At 69.9% G+C, this 15,649-nt stretch carries 18 protein-coding genes; 6 read left to right on the top strand and 12 right to left on the bottom strand.

The genetic code is table 11. The annotated features are described in order from the left end of the window. Nucleotides 1–51 precede the first annotated feature (51 nt). On the bottom strand, nt 52–867 hold the full coding sequence (locus tag M8542_RS44370; protein WP_257926427.1) for a DUF2382 domain-containing protein: 816 nt from the start codon (nt 865–867) through the stop codon (nt 52–54). A gap of 300 nt (nt 868–1,167) precedes the next feature. On the opposite strand from M8542_RS44370, the gene M8542_RS44375 reads away from it, so the two are divergent. Further along, nucleotides 1,168–1,641 carry a carboxymuconolactone decarboxylase family protein gene (locus tag M8542_RS44375; protein ID WP_257926428.1) on the top strand — a complete coding sequence of 158 codons (474 nt, stop codon included), beginning with the start codon at nt 1,168–1,170 and terminating at the stop codon, nt 1,639–1,641. A 42-nt stretch (nt 1,642–1,683) separates the two neighbouring features. Beyond that, nucleotides 1,684–1,884, top strand: a complete 201-nt coding sequence (locus M8542_RS44380) for a hypothetical protein (RefSeq protein WP_257926429.1) — start codon at nt 1,684–1,686, stop codon at nt 1,882–1,884. On the opposite strand, the gene trhA is transcribed toward M8542_RS44380, so the two are convergent. Continuing rightward, the gene (gene trhA / locus M8542_RS44385) at nt 1,881–2,522 is read right to left on the bottom strand and encodes a PAQR family membrane homeostasis protein TrhA (RefSeq protein ID WP_257926489.1); all 642 of its coding nucleotides are present in this window, start codon (nt 2,520–2,522) and stop codon (nt 1,881–1,883) included. The genes M8542_RS44380 and trhA overlap by 4 nt on opposite strands. Before the next feature lie 113 nt (nt 2,523–2,635). Here trhA and M8542_RS44390 point away from each other — a divergent pair, with 113 nt between their 5' ends. Then, nucleotides 2,636–3,412: an isoprenyl transferase gene (locus M8542_RS44390; RefSeq protein ID WP_257926430.1), complete on the top strand. Its 777-nt coding sequence runs from the start codon at nt 2,636–2,638 to the stop codon at nt 3,410–3,412. Between the two features lie 51 nt (nt 3,413–3,463). On the opposite strand, the gene M8542_RS44395 is transcribed toward M8542_RS44390, so the two are convergent. Continuing rightward, a complete protein-coding gene (locus tag M8542_RS44395) occupies nt 3,464–3,712 on the bottom strand; it encodes a hypothetical protein (protein ID WP_086683841.1) in 249 nt (82 codons plus the stop codon). Nucleotides 3,713–3,917: 205 nt separating this feature from the next. After that, nucleotides 3,918–4,202: a hypothetical protein gene (locus M8542_RS44400; RefSeq protein ID WP_257926431.1), complete on the bottom strand. Its 285-nt coding sequence runs from the start codon at nt 4,200–4,202 to the stop codon at nt 3,918–3,920. Between the two features lie 234 nt (nt 4,203–4,436). On the opposite strand from M8542_RS44400, the gene phoH2 reads away from it, so the two are divergent. After that, entirely contained in the window at nt 4,437–5,729 is a 1,293-nt protein-coding gene (gene phoH2 / locus M8542_RS44405; RefSeq protein ID WP_003080241.1) for an RNA 5'-3' helicase PhoH2, read from the top strand. Between the two features lie 40 nt (nt 5,730–5,769). Here the strand turns inward: phoH2 and guaB1 are convergent, their stop codons facing one another. Continuing rightward, nucleotides 5,770–7,209, bottom strand: a complete 1,440-nt coding sequence (gene guaB1, locus M8542_RS44410) for a GMP reductase (RefSeq protein WP_257926433.1) — start codon at nt 7,207–7,209, stop codon at nt 5,770–5,772. Between the two features lie 55 nt (nt 7,210–7,264). Between guaB1 and M8542_RS44415 the strand changes: the two genes are divergently transcribed. Both M8542_RS44415 and M8542_RS44420 read left to right on the top strand, forming a co-directional pair. Beyond that, on the top strand, nt 7,265–7,732 hold the full coding sequence (locus tag M8542_RS44415) for a DUF309 domain-containing protein (RefSeq protein ID WP_257926434.1): 468 nt from the start codon (nt 7,265–7,267) through the stop codon (nt 7,730–7,732). A 144-nt stretch (nt 7,733–7,876) separates the two neighbouring features. Further along, nucleotides 7,877–8,035, top strand: a complete 159-nt coding sequence (locus M8542_RS44420) for a hypothetical protein (RefSeq protein WP_257926435.1) — start codon at nt 7,877–7,879, stop codon at nt 8,033–8,035. On the opposite strand, the gene M8542_RS44425 is transcribed toward M8542_RS44420, so the two are convergent. The 7 genes from M8542_RS44425 to M8542_RS44455 form a co-directional block, all read right to left on the bottom strand. Next, nucleotides 8,032–8,655: an MBL fold metallo-hydrolase gene (locus M8542_RS44425; RefSeq protein WP_257926436.1), complete on the bottom strand. Its 624-nt coding sequence runs from the start codon at nt 8,653–8,655 to the stop codon at nt 8,032–8,034. The two genes, M8542_RS44420 and M8542_RS44425, sit on opposite strands and share 4 nt — an antisense overlap. Nucleotides 8,656–8,706: 51 nt before the next feature. Further along, on the bottom strand, nt 8,707–9,366 hold the full coding sequence (locus M8542_RS44430) for a Pr6Pr family membrane protein (RefSeq protein ID WP_257926437.1): 660 nt from the start codon (nt 9,364–9,366) through the stop codon (nt 8,707–8,709). Between the two features lie 96 nt (nt 9,367–9,462). Continuing rightward, the gene (locus M8542_RS44435; RefSeq protein ID WP_257926438.1) at nt 9,463–9,903 is read right to left on the bottom strand and encodes a hypothetical protein; all 441 of its coding nucleotides are present in this window, start codon (nt 9,901–9,903) and stop codon (nt 9,463–9,465) included. A gap of 143 nt (nt 9,904–10,046) precedes the next feature. Further along, entirely contained in the window at nt 10,047–11,339 is a 1,293-nt protein-coding gene (locus M8542_RS44440; protein WP_257926439.1) for a S53 family peptidase, read from the bottom strand. A 135-nt stretch (nt 11,340–11,474) separates the two neighbouring features. After that, entirely contained in the window at nt 11,475–13,007 is a 1,533-nt protein-coding gene (locus tag M8542_RS44445) for an ATP-dependent DNA ligase (protein ID WP_257926440.1), read from the bottom strand. A gap of 40 nt (nt 13,008–13,047) precedes the next feature. Further along, the gene (locus tag M8542_RS44450) at nt 13,048–14,721 is read right to left on the bottom strand and encodes a PstS family phosphate ABC transporter substrate-binding protein (protein WP_257926441.1); all 1,674 of its coding nucleotides are present in this window, start codon (nt 14,719–14,721) and stop codon (nt 13,048–13,050) included. Between the two features lie 51 nt (nt 14,722–14,772). Then, nucleotides 14,773–15,636, bottom strand: a complete 864-nt coding sequence (locus M8542_RS44455) for a helix-turn-helix domain-containing protein (protein ID WP_257926442.1) — start codon at nt 15,634–15,636, stop codon at nt 14,773–14,775. Between the last annotated feature and the right edge of the window lie 13 nt (nt 15,637–15,649).

Below are 15,649 nucleotides of genomic sequence, written 5' to 3' on the forward strand. Positions count from 1 at the left end.
GGAGAACCCGGGGGCGGCCGGGGTCGGGGCCCGGCCGCCCGCTCCGGGCGGTCACGACTTGCGGTGCTTGGCCTCGTCGTCGGTGACCTCGAACTGCTCCTTGCGCACCTTGCCGGACACAGTCTCCTCGTCGGTGACCGTCTCGGTCCGCAGGCGCGCCCGCTCGACCGGCACGGTTTCCTTGCTCACCACGGGCTTCTCGGCGTGGAGGACGACGTCCTGCTCGGCCTCGCCGATTTCCGCCTTGCCGTCGGCCTCGGTGATCGGCTCCCGTTCGATGCGCACCTCTTCGTGCCGCACCGGGACGGTGACCTGCTGCTCCTCGGTGACGACGTACTTGCGCAGCCGGACGTGCCCGGTCTCGACCTGCTCGGTGCCGACCTTCAGCCGCTCCTCGGACCGCGTCATGCTCTTGCCGTCCGCTTCGGACCGCTCGCGGCCCTTTTCCCGGCCGGCCATCGCCTGGCCGGTGCCACCCATGGCCGGGTCGTGGCCCTGGCTCCGGTCACCCCGGCCGGTGCGATCGCCCATCTTTCCGTCGGCGGAGGTCCGCGGCATCGGCAGGCCGTAGTGCTGGTACAGCTGGGTGCTCTCCTCGGGGGAGAGGTGCCCGTCGGCGTCGATGCGCGGCGCGTCGGAGACGGCGTCCTTGTCGACCTTGACGTGCACGCCGTCCTTGTCGGTGTGGGCGCCGGAGAGCGGGACGAAGCTCTCCTTGGTGCCGAAGAGGCCGGTTTTGACGGTGATCCACTCCGGCTGGTGCGTGGCGTCGGCGAGGTAGACGTTGCCGACCTTTCCGAGCTTGTTCCCGGCCGGGTCGACGACGGCACTGTCGATGAGCTCCTGGGGCTGCATGGTCTTGGCCATCGCGGTGCTGCTCCTTTCACAGGTGTGAGCTTGTAGAGGCCACCGTCGACCGTGCTGTTGATCACGGCAACCGCCGTGGTGTTCTCGTGAGTGACCCCTGAACGTGGTGGTTTGAAGCCCGGCCCGCTGGCGAGGACGGGGGTGTAGCCGCAGGTGGAGCGGGGTGCCGCGGCCGTGATCGAGGGCGTGGGTGATGGCGCGAAGGTGTGTATGTGACGGGCGCCACTTACCGGGCTGTCACATCCCCGCGGGCTACGGCGTCAAGGCTGTAGCACCGACCGACGGAGAAGGGAAAGCACGATGGAAGCGCGACTCAACATGTTCGAGAATGAGGTCACCGGCAAGTTCTTCAAGCGCCTGGTCGCGGCTTCGCGCCCGATCGAGGAGTCGACGCTGCCGAAGGAGACGCAGGAGCTGGTGAAGATCCGCGCGAGCCAGATCAACGGCTGCGGCTTCTGCCTGGACATGCACACGAAGGACGCGGCAGCGGCGGGCGAGACGGCGGTCCGCCTGGCAATGGTGGCGGCGTGGCGCGAAGCGGTGGTGTTCACCGAGGCGGAGCGCGCGGCACTGGCGCTGGCGGAGGAGGGAACCCGCTTGGCGGACGCCCACGAAGGTGTTTCGGACGAAACGTGGGCAGCGGTCCGCAAGAACTTCGACGACGAGCAGATCGGCGCGCTGGTCTGCCTGGTGGCGGAGATCAACGCGTGGAACAGGTTGAACGTGATCGTCCGCAACCCGGCGGGCGAGTACCAGCCGGGCATGTTCGGCTGAGGCCGGCTCCTCACCACGCTCCCGGTGTGGCAGGCTGGGGGCGTGGAAAACGGGGGAGAGCCGCAGGCCGAGGGCTCAAGAGGCTGGGCACTGGCCTGCACGATAGCGGGCTCGATCGGCGTAGTGGTGTTCGTCTTCGTGGGCTTGGTCGCGTACAGCTGGATAAACTGGCTATGGGTGGCCCTGCTGGTCCCCTATACGGCGATCAACTGGGCGAAATATCGACGCTTGAAAGGCAGCTAGGCGTACATGGCCAGCCAGATCGCGATGTAGTGCGAAACAGCGGCCAGCACAGTGCAAGCGTGGAAGTATTCGTGATACCCAAAGGTATCAGGCCAATGATTAGGCCACTTGAACCCGTAAAAAGCCGCTCCCAGCGTGTAGAACAACCCACCCACGCAGAGCAGAACCAACGCGGCAACCCCAGCGTGCGCAAGAAGCTCAGGGAAGACGAACACCGCAACCCACCCGAGAGCGATGTAGATCGGCACCCCCAGCCACCGCGGCGCATGCGGCCAGAGCATCTTCAAAGCCACCCCGAGAACAGCCCCACCCCAAACGATGGAAAGGATCACGTACCCGGTCGGCTTCGACATCGCCAACAGCGTGAACGGCGTGTAAGTCCCGGCGATGAACAAGAAGATCATCGAGTGGTCGGCGCGTTTCATCCACTTGTACGCGCGCGGCTGCCACAAACGCCGGTGGTACAGCGCGCTGACCCCGAACAAACCGAGCACGGTCAGGCCGTACACGGAAGTGGCCAGCGCGGCGACCGGCGACACGGTGGACGCCGCCAGGCTGATCAGCGCCGCCGCCGCGGCGAGGGCGCCGAAGAACGTCCAGAAGTGGATGTGCCCGCGCAGCCGGGGGCGGAGATCCACTACGGGCTCGGGTGGTTCCGTCGTCAGGCTCACCCATCCAGGTTACGGGACCGTAGGTTGCCCGGCAGCGGTCGAGTCACGCGCCTCACATCGGGTGCGTAGTCTTCCTCGACGTGAGTGTTCGCTCGTTCTTGTCCGACGTCGTGTACAGCGCCTACGGCCGGCGCCTCATCCAACAGGCCGCCGGCCGGCATCCCCGGCACATCGCCATCATGCTCGACGGCAACCGCCGCTGGGCCCGAGAAGCGGGCTTCGCGGACGTTTCGGACGGGCACCGGGCCGGGGCGAAGAAGATCGCCGACTTCCTGAGCTGGTGCCAGGAGGCCGAGGTCGAGGTCGTCACCATGTGGCTGCTCTCGACCGACAACCTCAACCGCGACCCGGACGAGCTCACGCCGCTGCTGAAGATCATCACCGGCGTCACCGACGAGCTCGCCGCGCCCGGCAAGAGCTGGCAGCTGCGGATCGTCGGCGCCCTCGACCTGCTACCCGCCGAAGTCGCCAAGCGACTCAGCGAAGCCGCCGCGCGTACCGAGGGGCGGACCGGGATGGAGGTCAACGTCGCGGTCGGTTACGGCGGGCGCCAGGAAATCGCGGACGCCGTGCGCAAGCTGCTGCTCCACCACGCCGACGAGGGCACGACCATTCACGAGCTCGCGAAAATCCTCGACGTCGACCACATCTCCGAGCACCTCTACACCTCGGGGCAGCCGGATCCGGACCTCATCATCCGCACCTCCGGCGAACAACGGCTTTCCGGATTCCTGCTCTGGCAGTCCGCGCATTCGGAATTCTGGTTCACCGAAGCGTATTGGCCGGCATTCCGCCGCGTCGACTTCCTGCGCGCCATCCGCGACTACGCGTGGCGGCACCGCCGGTTCGGTTCCTGAACAACGCGAAAGGCCCCGGAGCGCGCTCCGGGGCCTTTCGCGTGACCTGACTCAGTGGTGGTGGTGCTCCAGCGAGTGCAGGATCAGCGCCGGGGTGGTGGCGATGCCCGTGTAGGCACCGGCGACCAGGGAGGCCGCACCGTAACCCAGGGCGCCGCCGCCCTCGATGAACGTGGCGTAGGCGTCGCCGAACGTCGGGTCCGGGGTGCCCGTCGTGTCGCCCGTCGCGGCGAACGCGGTGCTGCCGATCATCATGAGACCCGCAGCGGTGGCGGCGACGAAACCAGCCTTCTTCAGCACTTCGCACACTCCTAGGTAGAACTGTTGGGATCCGGGGCACCGGGGGTCCGGTGGTGTGTCCCGCAGTGAGAAAATTACCCGTCTATCAGGCATCTCGTACGGCTTGTACGCCCATTGTGTGAGCCTGACGCAGGCGCTTTCACTCGGACCGGTTCTCTTTCGGCGGCGTAAAATGCGGGGACAAACCCGGCGTGGTAGAACCCCGTCAATCGATCTTGTGAATACCGCGGGTCAGCAATTCGGCCAAGATCATTCCGACGGGTGTGCATCGATCGAGAGGCCGGCGACGGAGCGTGACCGTCACGGGGCGTTGATGTCGGCGGACCGACAGTGCGGTGACGATCTGGCGAATCACCGTGTTGGCTCCCTGCGCGATCCCGGATTCGTAGGTACCTTCCGAGGTGAGGGCACGCGTTCCGTGCGGGTCCTCGCGGGAGGCCCTGGTCGTGACGGTGATCGAGGGGGCGGCGCAGCCGCCCACGAGACGCACGAGGGGGCCGGCACCCGGCCCTCGTGGCCGCGCCACCTGACCCACCGGTCAGGGGGAGTGGTCCAGCCAGGGAGGTGCCCGGCCCAGCGAGTGCGGGCGTGAGGTGCACACGCCCTCGAGGGAGATGCCGTCGTGACTGCGCAGCGTTTGCCCCGTAAGGCCTCTGGCCGTTCTTCGACCGGTGCCGTTCCTGGCCCGGAGAAAGCCTCGACCTCGCCCGAATCCCAGCAGCACATGTACGTGCTCGACACGTCGGTCCTCCTTTCGGACCCGTGGGCGGTCACCCGCTTCGCCGAGCATGCCGTCGTGCTTCCGCTGGTCGTCATCAGTGAACTGGAGGCGAAGCGCCACCACCCGGAGCTCGGCTGGTTCGCCCGGGAGTCCCTGCGCATGCTCGACGACCTGCGCCGGCAGTACGGCAGGCTCGACGCGCCGCTCCCGATCGGGGACCACGGCGGCACGCTGCAGGTGGAGCTGAACCACTCGGACCCGTCGGTGCTCCCGTCCGGGTTCCGCACCGACTCCAACGACCACCGCATCCTCGCCTGCGCGCTCAACCTCGCAGCCGAGAACCAGGCGGTCACGCTGGTGACGAAGGACATCCCCCTGCGGGTCAAGGCCGGGGCCGTCGGGCTCGAGGCGGACGAATACCGCGCGCAGGAAGTCACGCCGTCCGGCTGGACGGGCATGGCGGACGTCGACGTCCAGCAGGAGGTGCTGGACGCGCTCTTCGGCGGCAGCACCGTCGACCCGGTCGAATGGGGCATGGACGAGCTCGCCGAGCTGCCCTGCCACACCGGGCTGCGGCTGCTCGCGGGCAGCTCCAGCGCGCTGGGCCGGATCACCGCGGACAAGCGCATCCGGCTGGTCCGCGGCGACCGCGAGGCGTTCGGCCTGCACGGCCGCAGCGCCGAGCAGCGCGTCGCGCTCGACCTGCTGCTCGACTCCGACGTCGGCATCGTGTCGCTGGGTGGCCGCGCCGGCACCGGCAAGTCGGCGCTCGCGCTGTGCGCCGGGCTCGAGGCGGTGATGGAACGCCGTCAGCACCGCAAGGTCGTGGTGTTCCGCCCGGTCTACGCGGTCGGCGGCCAGGACCTCGGCTACCTGCCCGGGTCCGAGAGCGAGAAGATGCAGCCGTGGGCGCAGGCGGTGTTCGACACGCTCGGCGCGCTGGTCAGCCAGGACGTCCTCGACGAGGTCTTCGACCGCGGCATGCTCGAGGTGCTCCCGCTGACGCACATCCGCGGCCGCTCGCTGCACGACACGTTCGTCATCGTGGACGAGGCGCAGTCACTGGAGCGCAACGTGCTCCTGACGGTGCTTTCGCGCCTCGGCACGGCGTCCCGGGTGGTGCTCACGCACGACGTCGCCCAGCGCGACAACCTGCGCGTCGGCCGCCACGACGGCGTCTCGGCGGTGATCGAGAAGCTGAAGGGCCACCCGCTGTTCGCGCACGTCACGCTGACGCGCTCGGAGCGGTCGCCGATCGCGGCGCTGGTCACGGAGATGCTGGAGGACCACGGCTGACGGACTCCGGGAGCGGCGCACCCGCGCCGCTCCCGGCACGTCACCAGCCCGAGGGGAGGGGGCGGCCCTCCGCGAAACCGGCCGCAGACTGGACGCCCAGCAGCGCGCGCTCGTGGAACTCCTCCAGCGTGCGCGCGCCCGCGTACGTGCACGAAGACCGGACACCGGAGCCGATCGAGTCCAGCAGATCTTCGACACCGGGGCGCTGCGGGTCGAGCGACATCCGCGACGACGAGATGCCCTCCTCGAACAGCGCCTTGCGGGCGCGCTCGAAGACGTTGTCCGTTCGCGTCCGCGCGCCGACAGCACGCTTCGACGCCATGCCGAACGACTCCTTGTACGGCCGGCCCTGCTCGTCGAACCGCAGGTCACCAGGGGATTCGTAGGTGCCGGCGAACCACGAGCCGACCATCGCCGCGGACGCGCCCGCGGCCAGCGCCAGCGCGACGTCGCGGGGGTGGCGGACACCGCCGTCGGCCCAGACGTGCTTGCCCAGCTCGCGTGCCGCGGCCGCGCAGTCGGCCACCGCCGAGAACTGCGGGCGGCCCACGCCGGTCATCATCCGCGTCGTGCACATCGCGCCCGGCCCGACGCCGACCTTGACGACGTCCGCGCCGGCCTGGATCAGGTCGCGCGTGCCCTCGGCGGTGACCACGTTCCCGGCCACCACCGGGACCTGCGGCGACACCGACCGGACGGCCTTCAGCGCGGCGATCATCTTCTCCTGGTGCCCGTGCGCGGTGTCGACGACGAGCACGTCGACACCGGAGCCGAGCACGGCTTCGGCCTTCGCCGCGACATCGCCGTTGACGCCGACCGCGGCGGCGACGCGCAGCCGGCCCGCGCTGTCGACCGCCGGGGTGTAGATGTCCGCGCGCAGCGCGCCGACGGCGGTGAGCACACCGGCGAGCCGGCCGTCGGCGTCCAAGCCGAGCGCGAGGGTGGCGCCGTGGCTGTGCAGCAGCTCGAAGACCTCTCGCGGCGGCGTGGTCAGCGGGACCGCGACGCTCGCCGGCTGCGCGACGTCGGCGAGCCGCGCGAAGCGGTCGACACCCGCGCAGCTCGCTTCGTCGACGATGCCGACCGGGCGGCCTTCGCCGTCGACGACCACGACGGCGCCGTGGGCGCGCTTGTGCACCAGGTTGAGGGCGTCGGCGACCGCGTCACCGCCGGTCAGGACCAGCGGGGTGTCCCACACGGTGTTACGGCTCTTGACCCAGCCGACGATCTCGGCGACGGCGGCGGTGTCCACGTCCTGGGGCAGCACCACCAGCCCACCGCGGCGGGCGACGGTCTCGGCCATCCGGCGGCCGGCGACCGCGGTCATGTTGGCGACGACGATCGGGATGGTCGCGCCGGTGCCGTCCGCGGTGGAGAGGTCGACGTCGAAGCGGGACTCCACGTCCGAACGGTTCGGCAGCAGGAACACGTCGTCGTAGGTCAGGTCGTGAGCGGGCCGGTGGCCGTCGAGGAAACGCACGAGTCCCCAGGCTACGTGGCCGGGGCGCGGACCGCGAACGTGGGAGTATCGGGGCATGAGCCGCCGCGACCGGGACGCCGAGGGACGGGCACGCAACGCACGGCCGCGGGACGGCTTGGGCCGCCCGCTGCCGTACGGCGCCGACGGCGTCGAGCGCCAGCCGGAGGGCATCGCGAGGACGCCGGCGCAAACGCTTGCGGAAGCGCAGCGGCTGCTGGACGACGGCAAGCCGTTCCACGCCCACGAGGTCTTCGAGGACGCGTGGAAGACCACGGACGGCCCCGACCGCGGGCTGTGGCGAGGGCTGGCGCAGCTGGCGGTGGGCCTGACGCACGCGGCCCGCGGCAACGCGGTGGGCGCGGCATCCCTGCTGGAGCGCGGCGCGGCGAACATCGAGCCGTTCCGGGCGGACCCGCCGCACGGCATCGACGTCGCCGGGTTGCAGGGGTGGGCGTTGAACCTGGCGGAAGAGGCGAAGCGGCGGGTGCGGGTGTCCCCGAGCGTGCCGCGGTTGACGTGCTGACGGCGGTCGCCTCGTTTCATCGAAGCCACCGCCCGGGCTCGCCAGCACCTCGTCAGCCTCAACGTCACCTTCCGCCAGCGGCAACACGACAAAACCACCGAGGCGGGAAGCTACGAAGACGACTGCTACCAGGCGCGTGCGGAAATGCGCTCCCCACTCGGGCTCCTGGTGATGAGCGGGCCGGACGCACTGGTCGACGCGGCCAACGAGGTGCGGGGCAAGGACATGCAGCTGCACCACGTGCGACACGAGCTGGACGAAGGCGGCGAGTTCGCCATCGTCGCCCGGAAGCACACCTCCTAGGGCTGGTCCCAGCCGCTCGAGGCTGCCTTCTCCGCGCCCAGCGTCGTGCCTTCGCCGTGGCCGGTGTGCACCTTGGTCGTGTCCGGGAGGTTGAACAGCTTCTCGCGGATGGACTTCACGATCGTCGGGTAGTCCGAATAGGACCGGCCGGTGGCGCCCGGGCCGCCGTGGAACAGCGTGTCTCCGGTGAACAGGACGCCGAGGTCCTCGGCGTACAGGCACACCGCGCCCGGTGCGTGACCCGGCGTGTGGATGACCCGCAGCCCGGTGCCGGCGATCGTGATCGTCTGGCCGTCCGTCAGCTCGGCGTCCGGCGCGCGGTCCGGGTGCGTCAGGTCCCAGAGGACGCGGTCGTCGGCGTGCAGCAGGATCGGCGCGCCGGTCGCGGCGGCGAGCGCGGGCGCCGCGTTGACGTGGTCGTTGTGCGCGTGGGTGCAGACGATCGCCGCCAGCTTCCGGTCGCCGACCACGTTCTCGATGGCCTTCGCGTCGTGGGCCGCGTCGATCACGATCACCTCGGTGTCGTCGCCGACGATCCACACGTTGTTGTCGACGTCCCAGGTGCCCCCGTCGAGCTGGAAGGTGCCGGAAGTGACCAGGTTCTGCACGATCGCCGTCATGGGCCCGACCTTAACGCGGCGGGCCGGGTCCTTGCGGGCTGACCGGCGAGATCAGGCGAGCTCGGCCGCCTCGGCGGCCTGCGTCGCGCGGCGGTGCGACGCGCGGTCGTACAGGAAGGCGATCGCGGCCAGGGCGACGAAGAACAGGCCGATCCCGACGCAGTTGAGCGTCACCTGGCCGTAGCCGAGCGCCGCCGCGTCGACGAACGGGTACGGGTAGAACCCGGTGATCGCGCCGCGGGGGAGCGTGAACGCGAGCCACGCGAGGGGGTAGACCAGCGACCACCACACCGTGCGCCAGGCCGGGGCGTGCCGCGGGCCGGCGACGACCCAGCCCGCCACGAACAGCAGCGGTGTCACCTTGTGCAGCATCGTGTCGGAGAACAGTGACAGCCCGTGCAGCTCGTACAGCCCCTCGAGCGCCACCTGGTAGACGATGCCGGTCACGATGATGCCGACCAGCGCGTCGAGCCACAGGACGCGGAACAGCCCGCCCCGGGCCAGGCCCAGTGCCACCAGCGCCGAGGTCACCGTGACCAGCAGGTTCGAGTCGATCGTGAAGTAGCAGAACAGGTTCGCGATCCGGCCCGCGGCCGTCCGGAACTGGCCGGTGGTGTCGCCCGCCGTGGCGATCACCTGGGTGACCAGGCCGGTCAGCGCGACCAGCGTCGTGACCCCGAACCAGACGCGCGTGAGCTTCGAACCGTGCATCCCCGGAGGATACCGGCCGGTAGATCCACTGTGGACCACTCGATCGAGTCGTCGGGGTGAGGCGCCCCGGTGTGGTGCACCGGGGCGCTTCGGTCGTCAGGCCGTGGTGAGGGCGTCCCGGAGGGTGGTGAACGCCTCGTACTCGGCCTTCTGCTCGACCGGCAGCTGGTAACTGGCGGCGAGCAGCTTCGGCACGGACGGGATGATGCTGAGCTTGAAGGACTGCCCGTCGGTCGTCTTGATGACGAACCGGCCCTGCAGATCGCGCTTCTTCACCGACGCCCGGTTCGCGTCCGTGATCGTCAGCGGGGTGCCCGCCGTGATCGTCCCGCTCTTTTCGGCGAGCGGGACGATCACGAGATCGGTCGATCCCGGCCGGAAACCGATGGCGAAATTGCTGACGGTGGTGGTGCGGAAAACGATGAAGTTCTTCTGCTTGATTTCCGCGCCGTACACCTTGGTGTATCCGCGGCCGTCGGCGACGGCCCCGTCGAAGGCGGCGTGGATCGCCGCTTTCATCTCTTCCTTGCTGGCCACTTCTGCTCCTCCATGACCGCTCGGGGACTGAGCGGGTCTTCAGGGAGCAGGATCGTAGCGGTGACCCGACATTGTTCTGTGGGTAAAAATCTCGACATGATCATGCGTCGAACAAACCGAACTCCACCGTTTCCGGTGAATTGTCAGCGCAGTGCTTTCACCAGTGCGGGAACGAAGACCGAAGCGTCGACCGTGCCCCAGCCACTGGCGATGTCGAAGCCCTTCGCGGCGGTGAAGCCGACGACGCCGTCCTGGCTGTTGTCGCCTTCGGTCACGTCGACGATGCCCGCCTTCGCGCCGGCCGGGCCCAGCTTCGTGTACAGCGCCGGGTTGATCTGGCCGAGCTTGCCGTGCTTGGCCTGCACCGCGAGCGCGAGCACGCCGGCGAACAGCGGCGCGGACTGCGAAGTGCCGTGCACGCCTTCCATGCTGATGTCCGGGAACGAGCGCATCTTGCTGCCGGTGATCTTCTTGACGCCGTCCTGCCAGTTCGGCCGCGCGTACGCCTTGGACAGCCCGGCGCCCTCGGAGAACCCGTTGTCGGCGACGTTCACGACGTCGTCGGCCTTGGTGCGGTTGCCGTTCGCGTCGAGGTGCAGCTGCGTGCCGCCGAGCGTCGTGACGCGCGGGTCGGACGCCGGCCAGCTCGCGACGCGGTACGGGTAGTTGCCCGGGCCGTAGAGGTAACCGCCGGTCGGGCCGTCGTCGCCGGAGGAGGCGACCATGGTGATGCCCGCCTTGCTCGCGCGCTCCAACGCCGGGTCGAGCGTCTTGATCGAGTCGAACGACGGGAAGTTCTCTTCCGTGGTCCCGAAGCTCATCGAGATGACGTCGACCAGCTTGTGCTCGGTCATGTAGTCGACCGCGTGCATCATCTCGGGCAGGCCGGTGAAGCCCTGCGTCTCCGCGACCGGCGTCGCCGCGACGATGATCTTCGCGTTCGGCGCCATCGCGTGCATCATCGTGACGTCGAGGTCGGTCTCGCCGCCCCAGCCCTGGCAGGTGGCGGTGTCGACCCCCGGGTCGGTGCACGCGGGCACGGGCCCGGACGGCTGGATGACCTCGACGTTCGCCGGCGGCAGGCCGTGGCTCTTCGAGTACGTGTCGAGCACCTGCTTGACCTGGTCGTCGCCGAAGGACACCAGCGTCGCCACGGTGCTGCCCGCGCCGGTGATGCCGGCGTTCCACAGCTTCGTCGCGTTGTACGCCGTGCTCTCCTTCGGCAGCGACGCCATCGCCGCCTCCAGCTTCGCGACGCGCTTCTGCACGGTGTCCGCGCCGACGAACGACCGCGCGGCCGCCGAGAAGTGGTGCTTCGACGGCTGGTGCCCGGCGTTCGGCGTGCTCGGCGCCGGCGTGGCCGAAGCCGGTGCGGTGAACACGGTCACGAGCAACGTGGTGCTCGCGAGCAAGCCGGACACAGCGCGCAATCTCATGCTTTCTCCCTGGCTGAAGGAAACTCCGCCCGCCACTCTGCTCAGGGCGAGGAGAAGGCAACATCGACTTTCGTCTTTCCTTTTACGAGGAAAGCACCCGGAAGACGCGCGATGTCGTGATCGAGACTTTCGTCGTCAGCCCCCTTCCGACCGGTCGCCGTGCAGGAGGCCGCGGACGGTGTCGATCGTGTCGGCGTCCGCCGCCTCCTTGTCCGGGCGGTAGCGGACGACCCGGGCGAACCGCAGCGCCAGGCCACCGGGGTACCGCGTCGAAACCTGAGCGCTGTCCAGCTCGATTTCGACCACGACCTCCGGGCGGACGTACACCGTCCAGTCGTCGCGGTGGGTCTCGATCTCCTGGAACGTCCTCGTCTGCCACGCGAGGATCTCGTCGGTCATGCCCTTGAACGTCTTGCCGACCATGATCGGCGGGCCGCCGTCCGGGTCGCGTGCGCCCAGGTGCAGGTTCGACAGCGTGCCGGTGCGCCGGCCGTGGCCCCACTCCGCCGCGAGGACCACCAGGTCGATCGTGTGCACCGGCTTGACCTTGAGCCACGCGCGCCCGCGCCGCCCCGCCGCGTACGGCGACGCCAGGTCCTTGACCATCACGCCCTCGTGGCCGGCCTCCATCGCCGCCTCCAGGACCGCGGCCGCACCCGCCACGCCGACCTCACCGGGGATCACGTGCGCCCCGGCGACCTTGCGCAGCGCCGCGTTGCGCTCGGACAGCGGCGCGTCCAGCAGGTCGACGCCGTCGAGGTGCAGGCAGTCGAAGAAGTACGGCCGCAGCAGCAGCGCCTTCACCTGCTCCTCGCGGGTGCTGCCGAACCGGCTCATCGTGTCCTGGAACGGCCGCGGCCGCCCGGCGTCGGTGAGCGCGAGCGTTTCGCCGTCGAGCACCACCGACTCGCACGGCAGCGTCCGCACCAGCTCGACCAGCTCCTGCACGCTCGAGGTGATCTCGCGCAGCGTGCGGGTCCACACGTGCACCTCGTCGCCCTGGCGGTGCACCTGGATGCGCGCACCGTCCATCTTGTACTCGACGATCGCCTCGGCGTGCTCGGCGACCGCCTCGTCGAGCGACTCCGCCGGGGACGCCAGCATCGGCTTGACCGGCGTGCCGAGCGTCAGCCGGAACTCCGCCAGCGCCGCCTGCCCGCCGGTGAGCGCCGCGACGCCGGTGACGCCGAGCTTCCCGGAGAGCATGAAGGCCCGCCGCACGTCGACGGCCGGCACCTCGGCCGCCGCCGCGATCGCGTCGACCATCACGCCTTCCAGCGCGCCCTGCCGCAGCTCGCCGGTGACCAGCCGGAACAGGAACTGCTGCTCGTTCTCGGTCAGCCGGACGAACAACGCCCGCAGCACCTCTTGCCGCCGCGTCGAAGAGCCCGTACCCGCGGCTACGCCGGCGGCCTCCGTCAAGGCCGCGTCCACCTCCAGCACCGTGATCACCGGCTCCGAAGCGGGCGAAGCGCCGAGCCCGGCCAGGGTGCGCCAGCCCGCACCCAGCCTGTCCTGCGCCGTCTGCCCGGTCAGGTACGCGATCACCATGGCCAGCTCGGTGAAGTCCGCCGCGCGCAGCAGCGCGGCCAGGACGGCGATCTTCGCCTTCCTGGACCTCGTCGCCGCCAGCTCGGCGGACGCCCGGACTATCTCGCTCAGCAACACCCGGACATCATGACCCGGACCACCGACAATTTCCGGCCGGTCAGATGTCCGGCCTGGTGCAGAGGGGGTCGAGCAGGCCGTCCTTGGCCACGCAGGGCGTGTACCCGGCGTCCTGCAGCTCGGCCCGCGCGGTCGGGCTGGCCAGGTAGTCGAGGAACCGCTTCAGCACGCTGTCGTTCGACGGCACGCCCTTCGTGTAGAGGTACTCGACGGTCCAGAAGCGGTACCCGGCGTCGACGGTCGTGACGTCGGGGTAGTGCCCGTCGAGCTGCACGACGCCGAGCTGGTCGCGGGCGGCCGCGGTTTTGGCCGCCCGGACGTCGGCGTACCCGATCGCGCCCGGCACGTTCGCGACCTCGGTCAGCACCTCGGCGGTCGTGCCGCGCTCGCAGCGCGTGGTTGCCGCCGCCGGGTCGCGCTCGGGCTTGCGGCACGAATCCGACGTCAGCCGGTCTTCCGCGCCGCCCAGGACCTTCTGCTCGAACGTCTTGCGCGTGCCCGACTCCTGCCCGCGCCCGACGATCCCGATCGGCACCGACGGGCCCGGCCGCAGCTGGTCCCAGTTGCGCACCCGGCCGCTGAAGATGTCCTTGACCTGCTGGGTCGTCAGTTTGTCGACACCGGCCGCGCGGTTGACGACCAGGCTGTACACGACCACCGCGACGGCCTTGGCCGCCAGGTCGGGGCCGGCCTCGTTCGACCGGCCGTCCGAAAGCACCGCCAGCCCGTCCTTGCCCGCGGCGTCGACCGGGGCGAGCGCGCGGACACCGGTGACACTGCCGGTCGCGCGGGTCGTGATGGCCGCGCCGTCGCACTGGCCGTGGTACTCGGCGGCGATGCTGTCGATGATCGGGACGAACGCGCTCGACCCTTCGACCGACAGCTTCCCGGTGGCGCACTGCGCGGAGTCGCTCGGCCGGGACCACGAGACGAGCAGCGTCGCCAGCAGTGCGCCGGTCAGCAGCACCCCGACCGCCGTCGTGATGACCGGCCAGCCGAACCGGCGCTGCTTGCGGTCGTCCTTGATCCGGCCGGCGGCGAGCCGCGCGTGGTGGTCGATCTCCTTGCTGATCTCGCCGTCGTGCCCTTCGGACTCCCGCAGCACGACGACCAGCTTGAACTTCTCCTTGCGCTTCAACGAAAGCCGAGCGAAGCGGACGCCGTGCCACTCGGGTGCCTCGGCCGGGGCTTCGGCCGCGAGCCCGGCGAACCGCTTCGGCAGCAGCGCGCGCACGCGAGAGAGCTTCACGCCTTCGACCGGCTTTTGCGGGGTCTCGCGCGTGAAGAACTCCAGGCCGTCGCGGACGTGCTGGCGCAGGCCGTCGTCGGTCGCGTCGGACACGCGTGCGTCCCAGACGATCCGGCTGCCGAAGGTGAACGACAGCGGGATTTCGAAGTCGTCCGGCGCGATGTCGAACCCGCCGGTGTTGTGCACGCGGATGACGACGATGCTCATCCGGTCGAGCAGCCGCGCGACCTGTTCGAGCTGCGGGGCCGCCTGCGCCGAACCGTTTTCGCCGTCGTGCAGGTCGAACGGGGACAGCCCGATCTTGGAGTTGTAGAGGACGCGGAAGGTCAGCCGGCGCCGCCGGATGAAGTAGCGGTCGATGAACGGCGCGGCGATCGCGACCAGCGCGGCGAGCCCGAGGACCAGGCTGCCGGAGTCGGAGCTCAGGATTTCGGCGAGGGACTGCATCGTCGCGCCGACGCCCACCGTGCTGCTCCTCTACCCCCGGCTCCCCAGGTGAAGCAGCCTAGGCAGCCGTTACGCCGGGTGGGTGCGCGCCGACCGAGTGTTCACCGGCCGTTCATCGGCGGCGATCCAGCTGGCCAGCAGGCCCAGCGCGCGTTCGGTCTCCGACCCCGGTTCGGCGTGGTAGACGACCATGCCCTGGTCGGGGTCCTGGGGCAGCCGCAGCGTCTCGTAGCGCAGCCGCAGCTCGCCGACGACCGGGTTGTTCAGCACCTTCCACCCTTGGGCCTTCTCCTGGACGGCGTGCTCGGCCCACAGTTTCCCGAACTGCTCGCTGGCCAGCGAAAGCTCGCCGATGAGCTGCGCGAACCGCGGGTCGCCGGGGTGCCGTCCGCTTTCCGCACGCAGGTTCGCGACGAGCTCGCGGCACACGGCGTCGTACTCGGGGTGCAGGTCCTTCGCGCGTTCGTCGGTGAAGATCAGCTTCGGCATGTTGCGTTCTTCGAGGTCGGCGAAGGCGAACGCGACCGCGCCGCCGAGGGCGTTCCAGGCGAGGACGTCCAGGTACCGGCCGAAGACGAACGCCGGTGCCTGGATGGCGTCGAGCAGCTGCTGCAGCTCGGGCCGGACCCGCTGCGGCGCGTGCTCGTCGCGGCGCTTCGGCGCGGCGAGGTTGCGCAGGTAGGACTCTTCGCCGGGGTTGAGGCGCAGCGCGCGGGCCAGCGCGTCGAGGACCGCGTCCGACACGTTCTTGGCGCGGCCCTGTTCCAGGCGCGTGTAGTAGTCGACGCTGATCCCGGACAGCTGCGCCAGCTCCTCGCGGCGCAGGCCCTTGACCCGCCGCTGCGTGATCCCGGGCGGCAGACCCAGGTCGGCGGGGTCCAGTGCGGCTCGGCGTGCCTTCAGGAAGGCGCCCAGCTCGGCTGCGTCACTCATGCCCCCAGTATCC

Origin of the sequence: Amycolatopsis iheyensis, from assembly GCF_024703995.1 — a bacterium.
GTDB classification, from domain to species: domain Bacteria; phylum Actinomycetota; class Actinomycetes; order Mycobacteriales; family Pseudonocardiaceae; genus Amycolatopsis; species Amycolatopsis iheyensis.

Excerpts from the sequence above, each read along its gene's own strand:
- M8542_RS44415 (WP_257926434.1), top strand. The coding sequence starts at position 7,265 with ATGAGCCGCCGCGACCGGGACGCCGAGGGACGGGCACGCAACGCACGG.
- M8542_RS44420 (WP_257926435.1), top strand. The coding sequence starts at position 7,877 with ATGCGCTCCCCACTCGGGCTCCTGGTGATGAGCGGGCCGGACGCACTG.
- phoH2 (WP_003080241.1), top strand. The coding sequence starts at position 4,437 with ATGTACGTGCTCGACACGTCGGTCCTCCTTTCGGACCCGTGGGCGGTC.
- M8542_RS44425 (WP_257926436.1), bottom strand. The coding sequence starts at position 8,655 with ATGACGGCGATCGTGCAGAACCTGGTCACTTCCGGCACCTTCCAGCTC.
- M8542_RS44455 (WP_257926442.1), bottom strand. The coding sequence starts at position 15,636 with ATGAGTGACGCAGCCGAGCTGGGCGCCTTCCTGAAGGCACGCCGAGCC.
- M8542_RS44370 (WP_257926427.1), bottom strand. The coding sequence starts at position 867 with ATGGCCAAGACCATGCAGCCCCAGGAGCTCATCGACAGTGCCGTCGTC.
- M8542_RS44440 (WP_257926439.1), bottom strand. The coding sequence starts at position 11,339 with ATGAGATTGCGCGCTGTGTCCGGCTTGCTCGCGAGCACCACGTTGCTC.
- M8542_RS44375 (WP_257926428.1), top strand. The coding sequence starts at position 1,168 with ATGGAAGCGCGACTCAACATGTTCGAGAATGAGGTCACCGGCAAGTTC.
- M8542_RS44430 (WP_257926437.1), bottom strand. The coding sequence starts at position 9,366 with ATGCACGGTTCGAAGCTCACGCGCGTCTGGTTCGGGGTCACGACGCTG.